This is a genomic window from Sodalis sp. RH21 (assembly GCF_047324175.1).
Classification (GTDB): Bacteria; Pseudomonadota; Gammaproteobacteria; order Enterobacterales; family Enterobacteriaceae; genus Acerihabitans.
Genome location: NZ_CP178732.1, coordinates 2595991 through 2617765 on the forward strand (window position 1 = coordinate 2595991; position 21775 = coordinate 2617765).

Sequence of the window (21775 nt, forward strand, 5' to 3'; positions counted from 1 at the left end):
GTTTATCCCCCAAACAGGCGTTTTAAGAAACCCTTCTTCTCTTCTTCAATGAAGCGGAAGGGCCGTTCTTCTCCTAACAGGCGGTCAACCGTATCCGAATAGGCTTGGCCGGCATCGGACTGCGCATCGAGAATCACCGGCTCACCCTGGTTGGAAGCCCGTAAAACCGATTGATCCTCGGGGATCACGCCCAGCAGGGGAATTCTGAGTATTTCAATCACATCTTCCATGCTGAGCATATCGCCACGGTTTACGCGGCCGGGGTTATAGCGGGTCAGCAGCAGATGCTCTTTAATCGGGTCCTGGCCGTTTTCAGCGCGGCGGGACTTGGACGACAATATCCCCAGTATCCGGTCGGAGTCCCGTACGGACGAGACTTCCGGGTTAGTGGTGATGACCGCCTCGTCGGCAAAGTAGAGCGCCATCAGCGCGCCGGTTTCTATCCCGGCCGGAGAATCGCACACCACAAAATCAAAATTCATATCGTTCAGGTCGTTGAGGATTTTTTCCACGCCTTCACGGGTCAGGGCATCTTTATCGCGGGTTTGCGATGCGGGCAGGATATACAGGTTGTCGGTACGCTTATCTTTGATTAACGCCTGGTTCAGGGTGGCGTCGCCCTGGATGACGTTAACGAAGTCGTACACCACGCGCCGCTCGCAGCCCATGATCAAATCGAGGTTACGCAAGCCGATATCAAAATCGATCACCACGGTTTTTTTACCTTTCCGGGCCAGGCCGGTGGCAATGGCCGCGCTTGATGTGGTCTTGCCAACGCCCCCTTTGCCCGAAGTAACAACTATAATGCGTGCCATAAATGGATTCCTTGTCAAGGGCTTAATTTAGAGGTTGAATGGTTAGCGTATTATCTTGCAGGCTGAGTCGGGCGGCTTTGCCCGCATATTCAGCCGGGATTTGATCGCTTAACCAATACTGACCGGCAATTGAAACGAGTTCAGGCGACAAATGCGTACAGAAAATCTGGCACTGCGCGTCCCCGGACGCACCTGCCAAAGCCCTGCCTCGCATCATGCCGTAAATGTGGATATTGCCGTCGGCGATAAGTTCAGCCCCGGCGCTGACGCTGCTGGTCACAATCAAATCGCAGTCGCGCGCATAAATCTGCTGGCCGGAACGTACCGGCACATCAATGCGTTTGGTCTTTAATGCCGCGGCCGGGGGAGCAATCGCCGCCGGGGCGGCGGTGCGTTTTTGCGCCTTGCCTTCGTTCAAAAGGGGCAAACCGCTGCGCACGATGGCCTGTTTGAGCCGATCGTCTTTACACCCGCTGACGCCGACCACGTGCAGGCCGGTGGCGATAAACGCCTGGCGCAGCTGCTCCCAGTCGGTGTCCCGTGTCAGTGTGGCGACGTTAATCACCACCGGCGCGTCCTTCAAAAAGGCGGGCGCCTGTTCGATTTTTTCCTGCAATGCCTGACGAATATCCTCAGGTTGGGCGTCATGAACGTGAATTACCGATAAAGTAAAACTACTGCCTTTTAACTCAATGGGCGTCTGTGACATCTATCCTGACTCAGTCATAACTCATGTATTTTCCCGGTAAGCTACCGGTAAGCGATATTACGAAGCACTGCATGCATGTTATAGTTACTACTATATTCAGGCAAGATAACAAACCACGTAAACCGAGTAAAAAATATGTTTTGTGTGATCTACCGAAGTACCAAACAGGACCAGGCGTATCTTTATATCGAGAAAAAAGACGATTTTTCCCGGGTTCCCCCTGATTTAATGGCCCGTTTTGGCAAACCGGTGCTGGCAATGCTATTCCCGTTAAATGGTAGCAAAAAACTGGTCGCCGCGGATATAAATAACGTAAAACAAAGCCTGAAGGATCAAGGTTTTTATCTGCAATTGCCGCCACCGATTGAAAACTTAATGAAGCTTCACCAAAACGCCAACCAAAAATAACTGATCATTAATCCACTATTTGCGGCGCGTCTCGCTAAACGTATTTAAAAAACGTTACCGGATGACGCAACCCGAAATAATTCGCCCGTACCGGCGAATCGAGGGATAAATGGTGCCCTGCAAATAATCCGTTATGCCGAAGGAAACGCCACGTGAAATTATCTGCCGTCAGTCTCATGGTTTCCGGTTTATTACTTGCCGGCTGTAGTCATCATACCACCGGCCCGCGGGCCGAGCCCGCGGCGGTCGAGCCCCAGGCCGCGGCAGGCCAGGCGAGCGCGCCGCAGCAGGGTAAAACCATGTTGTCGCAGCAACAGCGCGATCCCGCCCAGTTCCCGGCTTATCTCGATCAATTGAAATCCGATGCGCTGGCGCAGGGCATCAATGCCGGGGTGGTCGAGCAGGCGTTCGCCCAAACGCATTTTGTCGATCGGGTCGTGAGCGCCGATCGCAATCAACTGGAAAACAAAGTCACCCTGGACGATTATCTCCAGCGGGTGCTGCCGCCCTGGAAAATTGCCCAGGCGCAGGAAATGTACCAGCGCTATCAGTCCCAGTTGGCGCAGGTCAGCGCCCGCTATGGCGTACCGGCGCGCTATATCGTGGCGCTGTGGGGCATGGAAAGCGGTTTTGGCAAAATCCAGGGCCGCGAAGACGTGATTTCCGCCTTGTCCACGCTGGCGTTTGAAGGGCGGCGCGAAGCCTTTTTCAAGAGCGAGCTATTTGCGGCGCTGCGCATATTGCAACAAAATGAAGTCGGCATCGACCAGCTTAAAGGCTCATGGGCCGGCGCGATGGGGCAAAGCCAGTTTATGCCCAGTTCCTATTTGCGCTATGGCGCCGACGGCGACGGCGACGGCAAAATCGATATCTGGAATAACGTCATGGACGTGTTTGCCTCCACGGCCAACTATCTGGCTACCGAGGGCTGGAAGCCTGGACAGGGTTGGGGCCAAGAGATCCGCCTGCCCGCCGGGTTCGCCCCCGAACTGGCCGGCCTGAAAGATCCCCAGGCGAAAACCGTCGCCGCGTGGAGCGGGCAGGAGATCGCCGCCCTTGACGGCAGCCCGCTGGCGGCGTCCAGCCAGCGCGCCTGGGTGATTATCCCGGATGATAACCAGGGCCGCGCCTTCCTGGTTTATGATAACTTCCGCACCATCATGCGCTGGAACCGTTCCTATTATTTCGCCATCAGCATCGGCACGTTGGCGGACGCCGTGGAAAAAACGTCGCCGCAGTGAAGCCTGATTGCGGATCGGGTATGATAAAGTTGACTAATTGTTATTCGGCTAATTTAATGGCAGGAGATATATCACATGTATCAACATCGAGATTGGCAAGGGGCGTTACTGGATTTTCCGGTAAACAAAGTGGTCTGCGTCGGCAGTAATTATTCCGATCATATCAAGGAAATGGGCAGCGCCACACCAACCGAACCCGTGCTGTTTATCAAACCGGAAACCGCGTTATGCGATATCCGCCAGCCGATAGTCATCCCCACCGATCAGGGAGAAGTGCATCATGAGGTGGAACTTGCCGTGTTGATCGGCATGTCCCTCAAGCAGGCTGATGAGGATCACGTGGCGCGCGCCATTGCCGGCTACGGGGTGGCGCTGGATCTGACGCTGCGCGAACTGCAGGCGAAATTTAAAAAAGCCGGCCAGCCTTGGGAAAAGGCCAAAGGCTTTGATGGTTCCTGCCCGATCTCCGGTTTTATCCCGGTGGCTGAATTCGGCGACGCCCAGCAGGCCTCCCTGACCCTCAAGGTTAATGACGAGGTCCGTCAACAGGGCAATACCCGGGATATGATTACGCCGATCCTGCCGTTGATTGCCTATATGAGCCGTTTTTTCACCCTGCGTCCCGGTGATATTATCCTGACCGGAACCCCGCAGGGCGTGGCGAAATTGCAGCCAGGCGATAAGCTGTCGGTGTCGTTTAATGATTTAACCATCGATACGCGTATTATTTAATACCTGGCGGCGGACCGGCCGTCTTGCCCTGGCGCGGGACGGCAAATAAAGTTGCATCCTGGCGCTGAACGTTTTATAAAGCCCGCCCCTGAGCTAACTGGACCCCATGATGACGACACGCCCTTTCTGGCAGGACAAGACCCTTGCCGAGATGACCGACGAAGAGTGGGAATCTCTGTGCGACGGCTGCGGCCGCTGCTGCCTGCACAAGCTGATCGACGAGGACACGGACGAAATCTATTTTACCAACGTGGCTTGCAACCAGCTCAATATCAAAACCTGCCAGTGCCGCCATTACGCCACGCGCTTCGAGTACGAGCCGGATTGCATTAAATTAACGCGGGAAAACCTGACGACCTTCGATTGGCTGCCGCCCACCTGCGCCTATCGCCTGCGGGAAGAGGGCAAACCGTTGCCGCAGTGGCATCCATTAATTACCGGCTCCAAGGCCGCCATGCACGGCGAGCGAATCTCGGTACGCAATATTGCGGTCAGGGAAAGCGAAGTAGTTGATTGGGAAGAACATATCCTTAACAAACCCGATTGGGCGCGCTAAAGGCCGGCGGCGAAACGGCCAAAAAATAGCCCGCGTTCCGCGAGCCTAAACAGGGTAGATCCACGGCAAGTTTGTACTTGCCTGTAATGATGGTAGTTCAGCCCAGGGTATCCGCTGGGTTAAACATGCTAAACGTGATATTGCCAAGCAAAATAATGAAAATATTAGTTGTGCTTATTATTTTCGTTTTAACGCAAGCTTTCTCCGCTATACACCCCCCACAACGGATTTACCGATCGAATTGCTGCAGATACAATGCAAGCATACCCAAAGTAACGGCGACGGCGACAAGTATGTCGTACCAACCAGCGTACATAACCACTCCTTATATATTGATATAAAGCATGGTCTGCTTTGACAAAATTTGTTGTGACAAATGTTCACTTTCCCTTAAGTTTTTTCCCTGGGTGGAAGAAAGGTTCGGTAATGGGGGCGAATTCTGCGTAGTGCAAACCGGCGGACTCCCGGCTTGATGAACAAGTCTGGCGCACGAAGGGGGCGCCAGACTTGTTCATCGCACGGAAAACCCGGATTTAGCGGTTGAACAGGTCGCGTTTTTTAGGACGAAATGGCTGGGCAATCAATACCAAGATCCCCACCAGCAGATAGGCGCCAAAAATCACGATCATCCACTGCGGCATTTCAAGCGACATAAAATGCCATTGTCTTACAGCGCAATCGCCCGTGGCGCTGAAAATCGAAGGCAGCCATTTATCCAGCGGCAGCCAGGAGGGGAAACTCACGAAGAAATCACAGGTGACGAACGGCGAAGGGTTAAGCTGGATATCAGTATGTTTCATTGCCAATAGCAGGCCTTCCCAGGCGCTGTAGAGCCATATCACCAACGCACCGTAACGCAAGGGGGTGGACGGGGCGATGGCGCCCACGATGCCGGCTCCCATGACGCCATATAACGCACAGCGCTGGTAAATGCACAATACACACGGTTTTAATAACATCACATGCTGAAAATAAAGCGCCACCAGTTCAAGAGCCAATGCGGTGAGCGCCAACAATAACCAGGCACCACGACCCCTAGAGCAGCGGTTAAGAAATTGCAACATACATTATTATCCAGGCCAGTTGCTTTTAAACACGCAGTTTAAATCAATTAAAGGCAGATGCCAGCCTCTTTTTTACGTTATGTGCAGGTTGATATCAGACTTGTTTCCGTTTTATTCAATATCATGCCGAGAATGGTATTATTCATGGGATCTTTTCAGCCGGCGGCGGCGATGGGGCAAGCCGGGGCATGGCATTATGCGCAAGACCGCCGGACCGCCGCCGGGCGCGGCAAGATAGGCGGCAAGCGTGACATTTTATTGCCATCGTTAACAAGGTTTTGCCGTTACTCTCTTCAACTCCCTATATCGGTCCCGCGTGTTCTGCTATCATTAAGCCGTTTTTAGCTAACATACGCATGCTGCTACGGAACATACAATTATGGTCATTAAGGCGCAGAGTCCTGCCGGTTTTGCGGAAGAATATTTGATTGAAAGCATTTGGAATAATCACTTCCCGCCTGGTTCTATTTTGCCCGCGGAGCGTGAGCTTTCCGATGTGATAGGCGTGACGCGCACTACGCTTCGAGAGGTGCTGCAACGCCTGGCCCGTGACGGCTGGCTGACCATTCAGCATGGCAAGCCCACGCGCGTGAACAATGTATGGGAGACGTCGGGACTGAATATTCTGGAAACCCTGGCCCGTCTCGACCACGACAGCGTACCCCAGCTCATCGATAACCTCTTGTCGGTGCGTACCAATATCGCCTCGATTTTCATCCGTATGGCGGTTCGGTTTTATCCCGACAAAGCGCAAAACGTATTGGCCCAGGCCAAAGACCTGGAAGATCAGGCGGATGCTTTCACCGAAATGGATTACCGCATTTTCCACGAGTTGGCCTTCGCTTCGGGCAATCCGATTTATGGTTTGATCTTTAACGGCCTTAAAGGATTATATCTGCGGGTGGGGCGCTATTATTTTTCCAATCCCCAGGCCCGCGAACTGGCGCGCAACTTCTATACCCATTTGGCGGCGCTGTGCCGGGACGGTTTGTACGACCAGGTGATTGACCTCGTGCGCCATTACGGTAACGAAAGCGGCGTCATCTGGAACAGCATGCAGTCAGCCATTCCCCACGATATCGCCGAATTGAGGAAGTAGCCGCGCCGAAGGCCGGTGAAAGCCGGCGGGGCTGACTTTCACCGGTTTGGTTGACTGCCCCGGTAGGCTACAGCGGCATGGTGCGGGGCGGGCAGCGCTCGATCAGCTCCACGTTGCCATCCTCATTCACCTGCTCCATATACACATCGAAATTCCACAGCCGGTGAATATGTTTCATCACCTCACGCCGGCTTTTAGCCAGCGGCGCGCGATTTTGCGGGGTATAACGCAGGGTCAGCGAACGGTCGCCGCGCAGATCCACATTCCAGATTTGAATATCCGGTTCCAGATTACTTAAATTATATTGGGAAGAGAGCTCTTGGCGGATGGCCCGGTAACCTTCTTCATTATGGATGGCGGCGATTTCCAAATAGTTGTTGTGATCGTCATCAAGCACGGTAAACAAACGGAAATCACGCATAATTTTTGGGGACAGGAACTGGCTGATAAAACTTTCGTCCTTGAAATTATGCATAGCGAAGTGCAGCGTTTCCAACCAGTCGCTGCCGGCGATATCCGGGAACCAGTGCTTATCCTCTTCGGTCGGCGACTGGCAAATGCGCTTGATATCCTGGAACATGGCGAAACCCAGCGCATAAGGGTTGATGCCGCTGTAATACGGGCTGTTATACGGCGGTTGGTAAACCACATTGGTATGACTGTGCAGAAACTCCAGCATAAAACGATCGGTGACTTTCTTTTCGTCGTACAGGTGGTTCAGGATGGTGTAGTGCCAGAAAGTCGCCCACCCTTCATTCATCACCTGGGTCTGCTTTTGCGGATAAAAATATTGGCTGACTTTGCGGACTATACGCAAAATCTCACGCTGCCAGGGTTCCAGCAGCGGCGCGTTTTTCTCCATAAAATACAGCAGGTTTTCCTGCGGTTCATGGGGATAGCGGCTGGCCTGGGCCGGCGCTTCTTCCTTTTCGCGCCGGGGAAGCGTGCGCCACAGTTCGTTTACCTGGCTTTGCAAATACTCTTCGCGGCTTTTCTGACGGGATTTTTCTTCCTGCAAAGAGATTTTCTGCGGACGTTTATAACGATCGACCCCGTGATTCATCAGGGCATGGCAGGAATCGAGCAATTGCTCTACTTGTTCGACGCCGTAGCGCTCTTCGCATTTGGTAATGTAATTGCGGGCGAAAATAAGGTAATCAACAATGGAACTGGCATCGGTCCAGCTGCGGAATAAATAGTTATTTTTGAAAAAAGAATTATGGCCGTAGCAGGCATGGGCAATGACCAGCGCCTGCATGGTCATGGTGTTTTCTTCCATCAAATACGCGATACAGGGATTGGAATTTATGACAATTTCATAAGCCAGTCCTTGCTGGCCCTGTTTATAACGCTGTTCGGTCTCGATAAATTTCTTACCAAACGACCAATGGGTATAATTAATGGGCATCCCGACGCTTGAATACGCGTCCATCATCTGTTCGGAGGTGATTACTTCTATCTGGTGGGGATAAGTCTCCAGCCGATAGAGCTTTGCAACCCGGTCAATTTCTTCCAGGTACTCCTGTAGCAGTTCAAATGTCCAGTCGGGTCCATCGCTAAGACAAGTGGTATCCTTAAAACTTTCATCAAGAGAAATCGTCATCAGCGCACCTCATCGTTACAGACAGCACTTCATCATGCTGGCTTATAATTAATCGTAGTGCAAGATGAAATTCACGCGGCCGCCTTTGATGGATATAATCGACGGACGCAGTCAGGACCAGCCGCGTTTCTCCCGGTTTACGGCGGGGAAATCAAAAAAATTAGGATCATATCATCATGCGGGTCATCATTTTAGGAAGTGGCGTGATAGGCGTGGCAAGCGCCTGGTACCTTGCCAAGGCGGGACATGAGGTGCTGGTGCTTGACCGCCAGCCGGGGCCGGCGCAGGAGACCAGCGCGGGCAACGCCGGACAAATATCCCCCGGTTATGCCGCGCCCTGGGCGGCGCCGGGGGTTCCGCTTAAAGCCGTGAAGTGGATGTTCCAGCGCCATGCCCCCCTGGCTATCCGGTTCAAGGGCAGCGATCATCAACTGCGCTGGATGTGGCAGATGCTGCGCAACTGCGACAGCCACCATTATTATATTAATAAAAGCCGCATGGTGCGTCTGGCGGAATATAGCCGCGATTGCCTTAAGTCATTGCGCGCCGATACCGGCATCCAATACGAGGGGCGCCAGGGGGGCACCCTGCAATTGTTCCGCACCGAGCAGCAGTATGCCAGCGCCGCCAAGGATATCGCGGTGCTGCGCGACGAGGGCGTGCCGTACGAACTGCTGGAAGCCGGGCGGTTGGCGTCTGTCGAGCCGGCATTGGCCGGGGTGGCGCATCGGCTGAGCGGCGGCCTGCGGCTGCCTAATGATGAAACCGGGGATTGCCAGTTATTCACGCAGCGGCTGGCCGCCATGGCGGCCGAATTGGGGGTAACCTTTCGTTACCAGAGCAACGTCGCGGGCCTGATGCGTTCGGGTAACCTGATTGCCGGGGTGAAATGCGACGGCGAGCTGTTGCAGGCGGACGCCTATGTGATGGCGTTGGGATCGTATTCCACCGCCATGCTGCGGGATATTGTCAACATCCCGGTTTATCCGTTAAAGGGCTATTCGTTGACCATACCCCTGGCGGATGAGGAGGCGGCGCCGGTGTCCACGGTGCTGGACGAAACCTATAAAATCGCCATTACCCGCTTCGACCGGCGCATCCGCGTGGGCGGCATGGCCGAAATCGTCGGTTTTAATACGCAATTGGAAAAGGCCCGCCGGGATACGCTGGAAATGGTGGTGCGCGATCTTTTCCCCCGCGGCGGCCATATCGAACAGGGAACATTCTGGACCGGGCTGCGGCCGATGACGCCGGACGGCACCCCGATTGTGGGCGGGACGCCGCTGAAAAACCTGTATCTCAATACCGGCCACGGCACTCTGGGCTGGACCATGGCCTGCGGTTCGGGCCGGCTGCTGGCGGATGTCATCAGCGGCCGTCAGCCGGATATTCCCTATGACGACCTGTCCGTGGACCGTTATGCGGATAACTTCAGGGCCGCGATCGAGCCAAGCGTGTCCAGGATGTAGCGGCGGCCCTATGGCCGGGCGGTCCAGGAGGTCAGCCTGCCCGACAGCCGGCGCGTATGCGCCCGGGCGACGCCGGCCAGCACCGCACCCAGCAGCATTACCAGCGCCAGCGCCAAATGCGGCGACAGGGGCAGGGCGATAACAGCCAGGCTAATGGCGGCCGCGCCCGCCATCTGCACGAAGCCGCTGAGCGCCGAGGCTACGCCCGCCTGGTCGGGATAGGGCTCCAGCGCGTAGCTGGCGGCAGGGCCCATCAGAAACGCCAGGCCCGAGCAGGCCACCGCCACCGGCAGCATATAGCCGAGCCAGTGGGCTTGCCAGGGCGCGGGCAGCAGCAGCACGTGCGTCAGCAGCAGCAACCCGCCCAGTCCCATTAACGCCGTGCCGATGGTCAGGCAGGCGGGGCGGCCCGCTTTGCGGATAACCCGGTTGGCAATCACGCTGACAAACATAATCCAAAAACCGTTGCAGCCAAAAGCCACGGAAAACTGCAGCGGCGTCAGTTGCGCATCGCCCATCAACACCTGGGACGACAATGAAACATACGTCAGCGCCATGGCCATGGCGCCGGTATTCACCAGGGAAAACACCAGAAAGCGCCGCTGCCTGAGGATCGCCCAGTAGGCCTGCAGCGGCAGGCCCAGGCTGCGTCTGGTTTGGACGGGCCGGGTTTCGGGCAGCCCCAGCGCTATTAGCGTCAACACGATGAACGAATAGATCGCCAGCGTCCAGAAAGGCGCGCGCCAGCCCAGATCCGCGGCCAACAGGCCGCCCGCCAGCGGGGCCAGCGCGGGAACGATATTCAGCGTGCCGTTAAGAAAGCTGAAAGCGCGCGCGGCGTCGTCGCCGTTAAGCCTGTCCCTGACGCAGCTAAACAACGCCACGGTGGTGCAGCATACCGCCAGTCCCTGCAGGATACGCGAACTGATAAACCATGCCGGCGACGGCGCCAACGCCGCCATCATCGCCCCGAGGCCATACAATGCCGCACCCGCCATGGCCATGGGCCGGCGGCCGAAAAAATCCACCAGCGGGCCGGTAATCAACTGGCCGACGCCCATCACCAGGATAAATAACGGAATAGTGGACTGAATCAAGGATTCGTTACTGCCCAGTCCTTTGGCAATCAGGGGAATGACCGGCAGATAAAGATCGATTCCCAGCGGCCCCAGGAGCACCAGGAGCAGCAACAAAAGAAGAAATTTTCGCATCGATAACCAAATTATTTATAAAGGTCGTAAGAATAATGGCTGGCAACGGGCGTTGTCAGGCGTAAAATGCCCTTTTACCCGCTTATGCCGTTTTTTTTCCGCCAGGGCTGATTTTTTGGCCAATTCCCCCCGTGACGCCCGTTATGGCGGGCGGATTATCCCGCTTTTTAGGCGCCCGTCATTGGTTTTCAGCGGCAATATATGATAATTTTCGTCATATTATTTCTGGGTTGTTGCATCTAAATGAATACTGATTATAAAAATTTCTCAAAATTATTGCACCTGACTTCCCGCGCGTTGCGCATGGCCATCGACCGGCGGCTAAAATATCTCGGCCTCAGCCAGGCAAGCTGGGTCGCCGTAGCGGCGATCGCCAGCGCGCAGGCGCCTTTATCGCAAAGCGAGCTGGCGCAGCTGTTGGGCGTGGAAGGCGCAACGATCGTCTCGATGGTGGACCGGCTGGTCAAGCTGGACCTCGTGCAGCGCGTGCCCACTCTGGCCGACCGGCGCAAAAAACTGCTGTTGGTTACCGCCGAAGGCAAAGCCTTATACGAAAAAGTGCGCAGCGAGGCCGACGCCATCGGCAAAGAAATCCTGGAAAACATCGCCGAGCAGGATATGCAGATTGCCATGCAGGTATTGTCTAAAATCTACGCCGCCACTGATTCCCTGTCCTGAGATCCCGCCAGGGAACCTTGCGGCAGCCCTCTCCACCGGGGACTCCGGGAAAATAGCTAGATGTGCTCTTCGTCGATTTTAATGCCGATTTTACTGACTTGCTGATCTTCTTTTTCGGCGATGGTCCAGACCAACCCTTCCGACACCACGGTATCGCCCACCACCGGCTCACCGCCGCCCAGCAGTTGCATCACAAATGCGCCCAGCGTCAGGCCGCGGTCCTCGCGTTCATCGAGATCAAGTCCATAAATAGCCGCGACATCTTCCAGCTTGGCATTGGCTTCCAGAATAAAATCGCCGAAAAAGCGCTGATCCAGCGCTACCGGCGGGGATTGGCTGAATAGTCGGCCCAGCGCCGGTAAATCCCGCTCGCGCCCGATAACGCACAGGACGTCCCCTTCTTTGAGCCGGGTATTGCCGGTCGGGTGCAGCATGACGTTATCGCGAAACAGCGCGGCGATACGGGTATTCTTCGGCATTTTCATATCGCGCAGCGCGGCGCCGACGCACCAGTTTTCCTTGCCTAATTGATAGATAAATTGTTCCCAGGGGTTTTCCGGATGGATATCCATGCCGACCCGGCTGATAGGCGAAGCGGTGGGCGGTACCACCACCCTGGCCAACTTGGCCGCGTAGCCCAGGGAAGTCCCCTGGAACAACAGCGAGATCAGCACGATAAAAAAGGCGAGGTTAAAATAGAGCCGTGCGTGATCCAGTCCGGCCATCATGGGAAATACCGCCAGAATGATCGGTACCGCGCCGCGTAAACCGACCCAGGAGAGAAAGACCCGTTCGCGGGCGGTAAAGTTGCGAAAGGGCATTAAACCCACCCAAATGGACAGCGGCCGGGCAATCAGCATCAGCCACAACGACAGGAGCAGCGCCGGCACGGCGATAACCCACAAATCGCTGGGGGTGACCAGCAGGCCCAGCACTAAAAACATGCATATCTGGCTGAGCCAGGCCATGCCGTCAAAGGTTTGCAAAATCCCGTGGCGGTTGCGTATCGGGCGATTACCCAATAAAAACCCGCACAGATAGACGGCTAAAATGCCGCTGCCTTCCAGGGCGGTGGTCAGGGCGAAAATCATGATGCCGCCGCTGACGGCCAATAGCGGATACAGGCCGGGCGCCAGGGAAATCCGGTTGATGGTTTGCTGCAGCAGCCAGCCGCCGCCCAGGCCGAACAGGACGCCCAGGCCGAATTGCTGCACCAGATGCACCACGAACATCCAGCTTAAATGGGTTTCATGCCCTTGAATCATCGCGATGAGGGTGATGGTAAGAAACACCGCCATGGGATCGTTGCTGCCCGATTCGATTTCCAGCGTGGAATTAACCCGTTCGTTTAATCCTTTATCCCCCAGCAGGGAGAATACGGCGGCGGCATCGGTGGACCCGACAATGGCCCCGACCAGCAGGCCTTCAATTAAATCCAGATGAAACAGCCACGCCGCCACCATGCCGGTAAGCCCGGCGGTGATCAGCACCCCTACCGTGGCCAGGGAAAGCGCGGGCCACAACGCCACGCGAAAAGAAGAAGCGCGGGTACGCATGCCGCCATCCAATAAGATGACCGCCAGCGCCAGGTTGCTGATTAAATAGGCTACCGGGTAATTATCAAAGCCGATGCCGCCGATACCGTCCACGCCGGCCAACATGCCGATTGCGAGGAATATGACCAGGATAGGAATGCCCAAACGGGAAGAAAAGGAGCTCAGCAGGATGCTGCCGCCAACTAATATGGAGCCAATAATAAATAAACTGATGATAGTGCTGCTGTCCAAACCGAGCTCTCCTTTTTTGATCGTTCTCTGGCCCCGTTCCCACCGATAAAGGTTAAGGCTTATATTCATCCGCTGCCTGAACATAATTTTAGCCGCCGCAAAGGCGAAGAGGGGGGTTTTCTAATCCCTTGCCGACGAAACAGCCTGCCAGAAGCCCGCGCGCCGCGCGTATGAGGAGTGCAAACCTTGTAGACATTTCCAAACCGGACTAAGACAAACTACCCTTTTTTACGCCAATAAAAAAGGCGTTTTTCACAAAAGCTGTGTTTTTAACGATTTGACGACGTTGGGTAGGGATAACCCTCAAAATAGCGGTATTTCCAGTGCGGCTACCCGCGTCCCCCATTTATGGTAATATAAAATCTTGCTAATAATGAGTTTTGGATTGTCATTTCGATGAAATTAAATGAGCAATATTACGACGTTTTGATTATGAGCGAATGGCGCGGACTGATAGCCATTACCAGTGATACCGCTCATAGCTTATTGATTTCATTATCAGATCCCGACATCAGTTTATTGGCCGATGATTTTTACGAATATATGCTGGGGGATGACGACGCCGCGCTGTTTTTATCAAGCCAGCAGGTAAGCGAACGGCTGCACGCCACGCTGTCCCAATGGATAAAGGGCGTGCTAAGCAGCTCAACCGCCGATTTAGCGGCGCTTATCACGCGCCAGCGCAAAATCGGCGATGTGCATGCCCGCATCGGTATTCCCATCGATTTGGTGGCTCGCGGGGCCAGGCGGCTTAAACACACCCTGTACGGTCGGCTGCGACGCGATATTACCGATCTGGCGTTATGCTACGATGCCCTGCGTTTTGCCTCACTGGCCTTGGATATGGCGATTGAGGTCATGACCACGTCCTACTCCCGCGCCCATGAAAGCACGACTAAGGATAAAGAAAATTATCGCTTATTTTCTATTCTGGATAACGTCCACGTCGAGCGCGAACGGCAGTTAGCCGCGCTGCTGAATTGGGAAAACCGCTTTATCTATAATGTGGCCACCGGTTTGCCCATGCTGGAAATCCAGGAATTGGCGGAGTCTGAATTCGGCTTGTGGTTTCAGCATAAAGGGCGGCATGTTTTCGAATCCGTGGACGAAATCGCCATTATCGAGAGCCTGCTGGGCGGCACCGATGAATTTATCGCTTCGTATACCGCCGAGCAGGTGGCGCAGGCCGAGCAACGCTACCTCCTGCTGCGCACGGTGCATAGCCGGTTGCTGAAAATCGGCATGCTGCTGGCGACGCTGTTTGATGAGTTGTCCAAATTCGAGAACGGCAAAGATCCGTTAACCAATCTATTGAACCGGCGCTTTATCCCCACTATCTTGCGGCGGGAAATTGCCCTGGCCATGCGCAGCTCGTCACCGTTTATTCTTGCCATGGTGGATATTGATTATTTTAAGCGGATTAATGACACCTTTGGCCATGATACCGGCGATCGGGCGATAAAAAATATTGCCGCCATATTATATGAAAGCATACGGAGCAGCGATTATGTGTTCCGCTACGGCGGCGAGGAATTTATGTTGCTGCTGGTGGAAACAACGGAAAGCCAGGCGATCAATATCATCAATAATATTCGCGATAAAATCGCGAGCCAGCCCGTTGATCCCTCCCAGGACGAAAAGGTCGACCTTACTATTAGCGTGGGCCTGTGCTTATTCGACGGACATCCCGACTATGAGCGGTTAATTAAAAAAGCCGATAGCGCCTTATACCAAGCCAAACAAAACGGCCGCGATCGCACGGAAACCTATCGCGAGGGGCAGGCGAAATAGCCCAGGGGCAAGAGAGGTGAACGATGAAAGGTAACGAAGGGGATTTCCCCGCAATCAGCCAGAAAACATCCGCCGTCTGGCTGATTTGTCCTTAAGTAACGCCGTTTTTTTGCCAACCTTGCTGTTACGCACCCGGTGGTGCGTTAACCTTATCTTTCATTAACCTGTTTGTGGAACAGTTCGCGGAATACCGGATAAATATCCTCCTGATCGCGTATATGCTGCATGGCGAAATTTTCATATTTGTCCTGCAAATCCTCATATTCGCGCCATAGGGTTTGATGCGCCCGGCGGGTGATTTCGATATAGCTGTAATAACGCACCATGGGCAGCAGGCGATTGGCCAGCAACTCATGGCACAAGGGGGAGTCATCCGCCCAGTTATCGCCATCGGAGGCCTGCGCGGCGTAAATATTCCATTGCGCCGGGTCATAGCGATCCTTGACCACATCTTCCATCAGCTTTAAGGCGCTGGAAACGATGGTGCCGCCGGTTTCCTGGGAGTAGAAGAATTCATGTTCGTCCACTTCCTTGGCCTGGGTATGATGGCGGATATAAACCACCTCGACGTTTTTATACGTGCGGCTAAGGAACAGATATAGCAGGATATAAAAACGTTTTGCCATATCTTTAGTCGCCTGATCCATCGACCCCGACACGTCCATTAAACAGAACATTACCGCCTGACTCGACGGTTCTGCCCGGCGTTCAAAGTTTTTATAGCGCAGATCGAAGGTATCGATAAACGGAACCCGGGCTATTTTCTGCCGCAGTTCCGCAATCTCCTTGTGGATACGCTCTTCTTCCAGCAATTGAACCGGCTCGCTGTTGGCCAGCAGCGCCAGTTCTTCTTCCAGCTCACGGATGTTGCGGCGTTTACCGGCGGTCATGGCGGTTCGCCGCACCAGCGAATTCTGCAACGACCTTACCACGCTGATATTAGCCGGCACCCCGGTCGAAGTATAACCGGAACGATGCGTTTTAAATTCGTTCAGCTGCTTATGCTGGTTTTTTTGCAAATTGGGCAGCGCCAAGTCCTCGAACAGCAGATCGAGGTATTCGTCTTTCGAGATCTGAAAAACAAATTCATCCTCCCCTTCGCCATCCTGGCTGGCATTCCCCTGGCCGCTACCGCCGCCGCCCCCCGCAGGCGGTCGCTCGATGCGATCGTTTTGGATAAAGTGATCGTTCCCCGGATGCACACGATGACGCAGGCCTCCCCGTCCCTGATGGAAAACCGGCTCATTGATATCGGTGTTTGGAATTGACACCGATTCTCCGCTCTCTATATCGGTAACCGAACGCTTATTGATGGCCCCGGCAATCGACTGTTTGATTTGCGACTTATAGCGGCGTAAAAAGCGTTGGCGGTTAACCATGCTTTTGTTTTTGCCGTTAAGTCGTCGGTCAATAAAGTAGGCCATATTTCTCCTCCAGACGACGGTGTCCTCGCGCCGTAGCGTTAATACTCCAACGCTGCGCCAACGGCGGCGGCAGCGTCGACAGCACTTCTACTACGGTTAAGACGATTTCCTGACCCGCAGATACCATTCACATAACAGGCGTACCTGTTTGCGGGTGTAGCCTTTTTCCATCATGCGATCCACAAAGTCGTCGTGTTTTTTCTGCTCATCAGTTGATGTTTTCGCATTAAATGAAATAACAGGCAACAACTCTTCCGTATTGGAGAACATTTTTTTCTCAATTACGGTCCGAAGTTTTTCGTAACTGGTCCAGTTCGGATTGCGGCCGTTATTGTTGGCCCGGGCACGCAGTACGAAATTTACAATCTCATTACGGAAATCTTTTGGATTGCTGATGCCGGCAGGTTTTTCGATTTTCTCCAATTCGGCGTTCAACGCCTCGCGATCGAATAACTGTCCGGTATCGGGATCTCGATATTCCTGATCCTGAATCCAGAAATCAGCATAGGATACATAACGATCAAATATATTTTGCCCATATTCGGAATAAGATTCCAGATAGGCGGTCTGGATCTCTTTGCCAATAAATTCGGCATATTTCGGGATCAGATAACCCTTTAAATGCTCAAGATATTTTTCGGCAATATCCTGCGGGAATTGCTCACGCTCGATTTGCTGTTCCAGGATATAGAATAAATGCACCGGATTAGCGGCCACTTCGCCGTGATCGAAGTTAAATACCCTGGAAAGGATTTTAAAGGCAAAACGGGTGGACAAGCCGTTCATCCCTTCGTCTACGCCCGCGTAATCCCGGTACTCCTGATATGACTTGGCCTTGGGATCGGTATCCTTAAGGCTTTCGCCGTCATAGATCCGCATCTTGGAATAGATACTGGAGTTTTCCGGTTCTTTCAAGCGCGAAAGAATGGAGAAGCGCGCCAGCGTTTCCAGGGTGCCGGGGGCGCACGGGGATTCCGACAGTTCACTATTGATAAGCAGTTTGTCGTAGATTTTGATTTCCTGCGAAACCCGCAGGCAATAAGGCACCTTGACGATATAGACACGGTCAAGGAACGCCTCGTTGTTTTTATTATTGCGGAACTGCACCCATTCCGATTCATTGGAGTGAGCCAGAATAATGCCGTTAAACGGCAGGGCGGCAATGCCCTCGGTTCCGTTATAGTTTCCTTCCTGGGTGGCGGTCAGCAACGGATGCAGCACCTTGATGGGCGCTTTAAACATTTCGACGAATTCCATAATACCCTGGTTGGCGCGGCACAAGGCGCCCGAGTAGCCATAGGCGTCGGGATCGTTTTGCGCGTGATCTTCCAGTTTACGGATATCGACTTTACCCACCAGGGCGGAGATGTCCTGATTGTTCTCATCGCCCGGTTCGGTTTTGGCGATGGCGATTTGTTCAAGAATCGACGGCCAGACCTTTACCACTTTAAAGCGGGTGATATCGCCGCCGAATTCATGCAGGCGCTTGGCCGCCCAGGGCGACATGATGGTACCGAGATAACGACGGGGGACACCGTATTCTTTTTCCAGGATAGTGGCGTCTTCCAATGGATTGAACAGACACAGCGGATGATCGTTGACCGGGCTGCGTTCGCCGTTGGCGCTCAGGATGTAAATCGGCACTTTTTGCATCAATGCCTTGAGCCGTTCGGCCAGCGATGACTTACCGCCGCCCACCGGGCCCAGCAGGTACAGGATCTGTTTCTTCTCTTCCAGTCCCTGGGCGGCATGTCTCAGGTAAGAGACAATTTGCTCAATGGCTTCTTCCATGCCGTAGAATTCTTCAAAGGCAGGGTAGCGTGCGATGACGCGATTGGAGAACAGACGGGAGAGCGGCGGCTCCTGGGCGGTGTCGACCATTACCGGCTCACCGATAGCCATTAATAGTCTTTCCGCCGCGTTAGCGAACGCGCTGCGATCCTGACGACAGATAGTGAGGAATTCCTGCAGGGTGAACTCTTCGTCCTTGGCAGCTTCGTAGCGCTGACGATATTGGTCAAATATGTTCATGGCGATGCCCGTCCTTCGTTATTAGCACAGGTTAAAAAGGAGCCAAGATAAGTATTAAACAGCTCCTGAAAAAAACGGTCTCTCCTTGGGTAGCAACTACATTACAGCAACCACTATGCCAACTTTCTTCGCTGCCAGTGCTACCGCTCGCGGGAAAAACCTTTCTCTATAATAAAGTTTAGTTGGCATCTGGCAAATGTCATTTATGTGTTACAGCTTTTTTTAAGATATATCAATGACTCACTTAACGTTTTTACACTAAAGCCATGTGTGGCGCGGCCTGTAGCGGTGTCAACGTCCTTCGGGCCAGTTTATATAAAATTAGGATATAATTTAGACGTTAATTGTTTGTTTCTGTAAATAATCGGCAAAGCCGGTGGGTTTCCTTTACACTTCACGTTTATATATAGCCAGTACACTCTTTTTTTTACACTACGGGAAGCATCCATTGTGAAAACTCATACCTTTACATTACTGAGTCTCGCGATTACGTCGGGCCTTTGCATGCCGGCCGCCGTTGCCGGTACCTGGTCTTTGGGCGCCTCGGCGCTGCATGCAACCACCCCTTATAAAGGTGCTGACGATAGAACCATACCATTCCCCATCGTGAACTATGATGGCGATAGTGTCTACCTCCAGGGGCTGAGCGCCGGTTATTATCTCTGGAAAGATCCGCAAAACCAGCTGTCCTTAACCGCTGAATATTCTCCGTTCGGATTTAAACCCGGCGATAATGATTATGGTTATATGAAACAATTGGATAAACGGCGCGGCACGGTGATGGCGGGCTTGCGTTATAAATATACCTCTGACTGGGGTATTGTCCGCGCGGCCTACCTCGGCGATATATTGGATAACAGCGATGGCTTCACCGCCGATTTGGCGTACCTCTATCCTTTTACCTTCGATCGCCTGACCTTGCTGCCCGGCATTGGCGCCAATTGGGCCAGCGATAATCAAAACGATTATTACTATGGCGTCAGCGGCCATGAGTCCCGACGCAGCGGGTTAAATGAGTACCAGGCCGACGACGGCTGGTCGCCGTACGTCGAGCTTACCGCCATTTACGCCCTGAACGCCAATTGGAACGCTTCGCTGATGGCGCGCTATACCCGCTTGAACGATGAAGTTAAAGACAGTCCGATGGTTAACGCTAATTCCACGACGCTTATCGGCGTGGGCATGACTTACCGCTTCTAAAGGGTGCGCGCCCCGAACCGGCTTGGTGCAAATGGCTTCGTTTGCACCAATATAGTGCGTTAGCGGTAATTTAGCATAACGAGGAGGAGTAATGGCCAGCAAACAGGTATTTTTCCCCGACGGGCAGGGCGTGCCGGCGATAGGCCAGGGCACGTGGTATATGGGCGAGCGATCCGGCGATAACGCCAGCGAAGTGCGCGCCCTGCGATATGGCCTTGATCTGGGCCTGACCCTGATTGATACGGCGGAAATGTATGCCGATGGCGGCGCGGAAAAAGTCGTCGGCCAAGCCATCAGCGGACGCCGCGCTGAAGCGTTTCTGGTGTCGAAAGTGTATCCGCAAAATGCCGGCGGCCAAAAGGCGATAACCGCCTGCGAAAATAGCCTGCGCCGCCTGCAAACCGATTATCTCGATCTTTATTTGCTGCATTGGCGCGGCGGCATTCCCCTGGCCGATACCATCAGCGCCATGGAGCGGTTGCAACAGGCGGGGAAAATCAAACGCTGGGGTGTGTCGAACCTGGACGTGGCCGATATGGAGGAGCTGTGGTCGCTGCCCGGGGGAAGCGCCTGCATGACCGATCAGGTACTTTATCACTTGGCGTCGCGCGGGATTGAATATGATTTGCTGCCATGGTGCCAGCGCCGCTCGCTGCCGGTAATGGCGTATTGCCCGCTGGCGCAGGCCGGCAAATTACGCAACGGTTTGATGGAAAGCCAGGTCGTGTCGCGTATTGCGCAAGATCTTGGCATTAGCGCCGCGCAGGTGCTATTGGCATGGGTAATCAGTAAACCCGGCGTGATAGCCATTCCTAAAGCCGGCAGCCAGCCTCATGTGAAAGAAAACGCCGGCGCGCTGGCAGTTGAACTGAGCGAAGCGCAGTTGCAGGCGTTAAATCAGGCGTTCCCCGCGCCGCAGCGTAAAACCCATCTCGATATAGTGTGATCCGCTGAGGCGTTGGGCTAAACGGGAGTGGCGTCGGTATCGTTCTCCGGCCCACGCCCGTAATCGCCTGCCTTATCAGGCTTTGCGTACGACAATCTTCTGGGACAGTTTGGCCGGCGCCGATGGGGCGGCCACCAGCAGTTCGTTCACGCGCGCGGTTTCCACGCAAACGTAGGTTTTGTACCCCTCATCGGAAACGTCGCTCATTTTACGGGCTAATTCCGCACCCGGATTCCAGGCCACCACATCGCTGTGGTTGTGATGATGGACTTCAATGATGCGCTTATTGCCCCGATCGTGAATCAGGCTGACGTCCTGCGGCTGGGTATAGACCCGATCCACTTCCCCATTGAATGTGACATCGCCTTCCTGGTGCGCGGTAACGCCGCCGTTGACCTTATCGATATAGCTATCGCCCAGTCCGCCCACGCTGATATCGGCAATATCGGCGATATTAAAATAGCTGTGCAGGGCGGTGGTATTTTGGAAATCACCCTGGGCTTCAATCTCAATGCTACAGGTTTTGCCCAGGATATACGTGGCGCTCAGGGCGAAGGGTTTTGGCCAATATTGCTCGGTGACGGCGCTGTCGCGCAGGGTCAGGCTCAGGGTGACCTGCTGGTCATCTTCCTCATGCGCCGCCAGTTGCCAAGGTAAAATACGGGCAAAACCGTGATTGGGGCTGGCGACTTTGCCAAACCAGGGCCAGCAGATCGGCACGCCGCCGCGGATCGCCACGCCATCTTTAAAATCACTGATATCACTTAACCACAACACCGCTTGTTCACCGGCAGGTTGCCAGGCAATCAGATGGGCGCCCTGTAACGTAACGGCGGCTTTTACCTTGGGGTGATCGATAACGATAACCGGCAATTCATCCAGTTGACGCAGGCTGATCGCAGGGGACAGCTGCTCTTTGACGGGTAACGCAAAAACAGAGTCGTGCATGGTTGGGCCTTCTTGGGTTGTTAATGTGAGTCAAAAAAAAGGGCGACATTGCTGTCGCCCCAT

Annotated in this window: 19 protein-coding genes; 10 read left to right on the forward strand and 9 right to left on the reverse strand. The window is 54.0% G+C overall.

The genetic code is table 11. From position 1 onward, the window contains the following. Positions 1–2: 2 nt before the first annotated feature. Together minD and minC are read right to left on the reverse strand one after the other, a co-directional pair. Entirely contained in the window at positions 3–815 is an 813-nt protein-coding gene (gene minD, locus ACL2XP_RS11930) for a septum site-determining protein MinD (protein WP_413738714.1), read from the reverse strand. Positions 816–837: 22 nt separating this feature from the next. Then, positions 838–1524, reverse strand: a complete 687-nt coding sequence (gene minC, locus ACL2XP_RS11935) for a septum site-determining protein MinC (RefSeq protein WP_413738715.1) — start codon at positions 1522–1524, stop codon at positions 838–840. 135 nt (positions 1525–1659) lie between these two features. Here minC and ACL2XP_RS11940 point away from each other — a divergent pair, with 135 nt between their 5' ends. The 4 genes from ACL2XP_RS11940 to ACL2XP_RS11955 all read left to right on the forward strand — a co-directional run bounded on the left by ACL2XP_RS11940 (position 1660) and on the right by ACL2XP_RS11955 (position 4461). Beyond that, positions 1660–1932, forward strand: a complete 273-nt coding sequence (locus ACL2XP_RS11940) for a YcgL domain-containing protein (RefSeq protein ID WP_413738716.1) — start codon at positions 1660–1662, stop codon at positions 1930–1932. Between the two features lie 152 nt (positions 1933–2084). Continuing rightward, positions 2085–3173, forward strand: a complete 1089-nt coding sequence (locus tag ACL2XP_RS11945; protein ID WP_413738717.1) for a lytic transglycosylase domain-containing protein — start codon at positions 2085–2087, stop codon at positions 3171–3173. A 75-nt stretch (positions 3174–3248) separates the two neighbouring features. After that, positions 3249–3905: a fumarylacetoacetate hydrolase family protein gene (locus ACL2XP_RS11950; protein ID WP_413738718.1), complete on the forward strand. Its 657-nt coding sequence runs from the start codon at positions 3249–3251 to the stop codon at positions 3903–3905. A gap of 109 nt (positions 3906–4014) precedes the next feature. Beyond that, a complete protein-coding gene (locus ACL2XP_RS11955) occupies positions 4015–4461 on the forward strand; it encodes a YcgN family cysteine cluster protein (RefSeq protein ID WP_413739136.1) in 447 nt (148 codons plus the stop codon). 533 nt (positions 4462–4994) lie between these two features. Here the strand turns inward: ACL2XP_RS11955 and dsbB are convergent. Beyond that, a complete protein-coding gene (gene dsbB, locus ACL2XP_RS11960; RefSeq protein ID WP_413738719.1) occupies positions 4995–5525 on the reverse strand; it encodes a disulfide bond formation protein DsbB in 531 nt (176 codons plus the stop codon). A 379-nt stretch (positions 5526–5904) separates the two neighbouring features. On the opposite strand from dsbB, the gene fadR reads away from it, so the two are divergent. After that, positions 5905–6624: a fatty acid metabolism transcriptional regulator FadR gene (gene fadR / locus ACL2XP_RS11965; protein ID WP_413738720.1), complete on the forward strand. Its 720-nt coding sequence runs from the start codon at positions 5905–5907 to the stop codon at positions 6622–6624. A gap of 67 nt (positions 6625–6691) precedes the next feature. Here the strand turns inward: fadR and ACL2XP_RS11970 are convergent, their stop codons facing one another. Next, entirely contained in the window at positions 6692–8227 is a 1536-nt protein-coding gene (locus ACL2XP_RS11970) for a SpoVR family protein (protein WP_413738721.1), read from the reverse strand. A gap of 176 nt (positions 8228–8403) precedes the next feature. On the opposite strand from ACL2XP_RS11970, the gene ACL2XP_RS11975 reads away from it, so the two are divergent. Further along, positions 8404–9696: a D-amino acid dehydrogenase gene (locus tag ACL2XP_RS11975; protein WP_413738722.1), complete on the forward strand. Its 1293-nt coding sequence runs from the start codon at positions 8404–8406 to the stop codon at positions 9694–9696. 8 nt (positions 9697–9704) lie between these two features. Here ACL2XP_RS11975 and ACL2XP_RS11980 read toward each other — a convergent pair whose 3' ends face one another. Beyond that, positions 9705–10907 (reverse strand): multidrug effflux MFS transporter, encoded by a 1203-nt coding sequence (locus ACL2XP_RS11980; RefSeq protein ID WP_413738723.1) that lies wholly within the window; start codon positions 10905–10907, stop codon positions 9705–9707. 243 nt (positions 10908–11150) lie between these two features. Between ACL2XP_RS11980 and ACL2XP_RS11985 the strand changes: the two genes are divergently transcribed. Next, positions 11151–11585: a MarR family winged helix-turn-helix transcriptional regulator gene (locus ACL2XP_RS11985; RefSeq protein ID WP_413738724.1), complete on the forward strand. Its 435-nt coding sequence runs from the start codon at positions 11151–11153 to the stop codon at positions 11583–11585. Between the two features lie 56 nt (positions 11586–11641). On the opposite strand, the gene ACL2XP_RS11990 is transcribed toward ACL2XP_RS11985, so the two are convergent. After that, positions 11642–13372 (reverse strand): potassium/proton antiporter, encoded by a 1731-nt coding sequence (locus ACL2XP_RS11990; RefSeq protein ID WP_413738725.1) that lies wholly within the window; start codon positions 13370–13372, stop codon positions 11642–11644. Positions 13373–13768: 396 nt separating this feature from the next. Between ACL2XP_RS11990 and ACL2XP_RS11995 the strand changes: the two genes are divergently transcribed. After that, the gene (locus ACL2XP_RS11995) at positions 13769–15163 is read left to right on the forward strand and encodes a diguanylate cyclase (RefSeq protein WP_413738726.1); all 1395 of its coding nucleotides are present in this window, start codon (positions 13769–13771) and stop codon (positions 15161–15163) included. Between the two features lie 149 nt (positions 15164–15312). Here ACL2XP_RS11995 and ACL2XP_RS12000 read toward each other — a convergent pair whose 3' ends face one another. Together ACL2XP_RS12000 and ACL2XP_RS12005 are read right to left on the reverse strand one after the other, a co-directional pair. Further along, positions 15313–16587, reverse strand: coding sequence for a YeaH/YhbH family protein (locus tag ACL2XP_RS12000; RefSeq protein ID WP_413738727.1), 1275 nt, complete (start codon positions 16585–16587; stop codon positions 15313–15315). Between the two features lie 96 nt (positions 16588–16683). After that, a complete protein-coding gene (locus ACL2XP_RS12005) occupies positions 16684–18618 on the reverse strand; it encodes a PrkA family serine protein kinase (RefSeq protein WP_413738728.1) in 1935 nt (644 codons plus the stop codon). A 504-nt stretch (positions 18619–19122) separates the two neighbouring features. On the opposite strand from ACL2XP_RS12005, the gene ACL2XP_RS12010 reads away from it, so the two are divergent. Then, complete coding sequence (locus ACL2XP_RS12010; RefSeq protein ID WP_413739137.1) at positions 19123–19818, forward strand: MipA/OmpV family protein; 696 nt, start codon at positions 19123–19125, stop codon at positions 19816–19818. A 91-nt stretch (positions 19819–19909) separates the two neighbouring features. After that, the gene (locus ACL2XP_RS12015) at positions 19910–20764 is read left to right on the forward strand and encodes an aldo/keto reductase (RefSeq protein ID WP_413738729.1); all 855 of its coding nucleotides are present in this window, start codon (positions 19910–19912) and stop codon (positions 20762–20764) included. Between the two features lie 75 nt (positions 20765–20839). Here ACL2XP_RS12015 and ACL2XP_RS12020 read toward each other — a convergent pair whose 3' ends face one another. Beyond that, a complete protein-coding gene (locus ACL2XP_RS12020; protein WP_413738730.1) occupies positions 20840–21712 on the reverse strand; it encodes a D-hexose-6-phosphate mutarotase in 873 nt (290 codons plus the stop codon). Between the last annotated feature and the right edge of the window lie 63 nt (positions 21713–21775).

Bases quoted from the DNA above. Each gene is read 5' to 3' on its own strand.
- minD (WP_413738714.1), bottom strand. From the start codon at position 815: ATGGCACGCATTATAGTTGTTACTTCGGGCAAAGGGGGCGTTGGCAAG.
- minC (WP_413738715.1), bottom strand. From the start codon at position 1,524: ATGTCACAGACGCCCATTGAGTTAAAAGGCAGTAGTTTTACTTTATCG.
- ACL2XP_RS11940 (WP_413738716.1), top strand. From the start codon at position 1,660: ATGTTTTGTGTGATCTACCGAAGTACCAAACAGGACCAGGCGTATCTT.
- ACL2XP_RS11950 (WP_413738718.1), top strand. From the start codon at position 3,249: ATGTATCAACATCGAGATTGGCAAGGGGCGTTACTGGATTTTCCGGTA.
- ACL2XP_RS11955 (WP_413739136.1), top strand. From the start codon at position 4,015: ATGACGACACGCCCTTTCTGGCAGGACAAGACCCTTGCCGAGATGACC.
- dsbB (WP_413738719.1), bottom strand. From the start codon at position 5,525: ATGTTGCAATTTCTTAACCGCTGCTCTAGGGGTCGTGGTGCCTGGTTA.
- fadR (WP_413738720.1), top strand. From the start codon at position 5,905: ATGGTCATTAAGGCGCAGAGTCCTGCCGGTTTTGCGGAAGAATATTTG.
- ACL2XP_RS11970 (WP_413738721.1), bottom strand. From the start codon at position 8,227: ATGACGATTTCTCTTGATGAAAGTTTTAAGGATACCACTTGTCTTAGC.
- ACL2XP_RS11975 (WP_413738722.1), top strand. From the start codon at position 8,404: ATGCGGGTCATCATTTTAGGAAGTGGCGTGATAGGCGTGGCAAGCGCC.
- ACL2XP_RS11980 (WP_413738723.1), bottom strand. From the start codon at position 10,907: ATGCGAAAATTTCTTCTTTTGTTGCTGCTCCTGGTGCTCCTGGGGCCG.
- ACL2XP_RS11985 (WP_413738724.1), top strand. From the start codon at position 11,151: ATGAATACTGATTATAAAAATTTCTCAAAATTATTGCACCTGACTTCC.
- ACL2XP_RS11995 (WP_413738726.1), top strand. From the start codon at position 13,769: ATGAAATTAAATGAGCAATATTACGACGTTTTGATTATGAGCGAATGG.
- ACL2XP_RS12000 (WP_413738727.1), bottom strand. From the start codon at position 16,587: ATGGCCTACTTTATTGACCGACGACTTAACGGCAAAAACAAAAGCATG.
- ACL2XP_RS12005 (WP_413738728.1), bottom strand. From the start codon at position 18,618: ATGAACATATTTGACCAATATCGTCAGCGCTACGAAGCTGCCAAGGAC.
- ACL2XP_RS12010 (WP_413739137.1), top strand. From the start codon at position 19,123: ATGCCGGCCGCCGTTGCCGGTACCTGGTCTTTGGGCGCCTCGGCGCTG.
- ACL2XP_RS12015 (WP_413738729.1), top strand. From the start codon at position 19,910: ATGGCCAGCAAACAGGTATTTTTCCCCGACGGGCAGGGCGTGCCGGCG.
- ACL2XP_RS12020 (WP_413738730.1), bottom strand. From the start codon at position 21,712: ATGCACGACTCTGTTTTTGCGTTACCCGTCAAAGAGCAGCTGTCCCCT.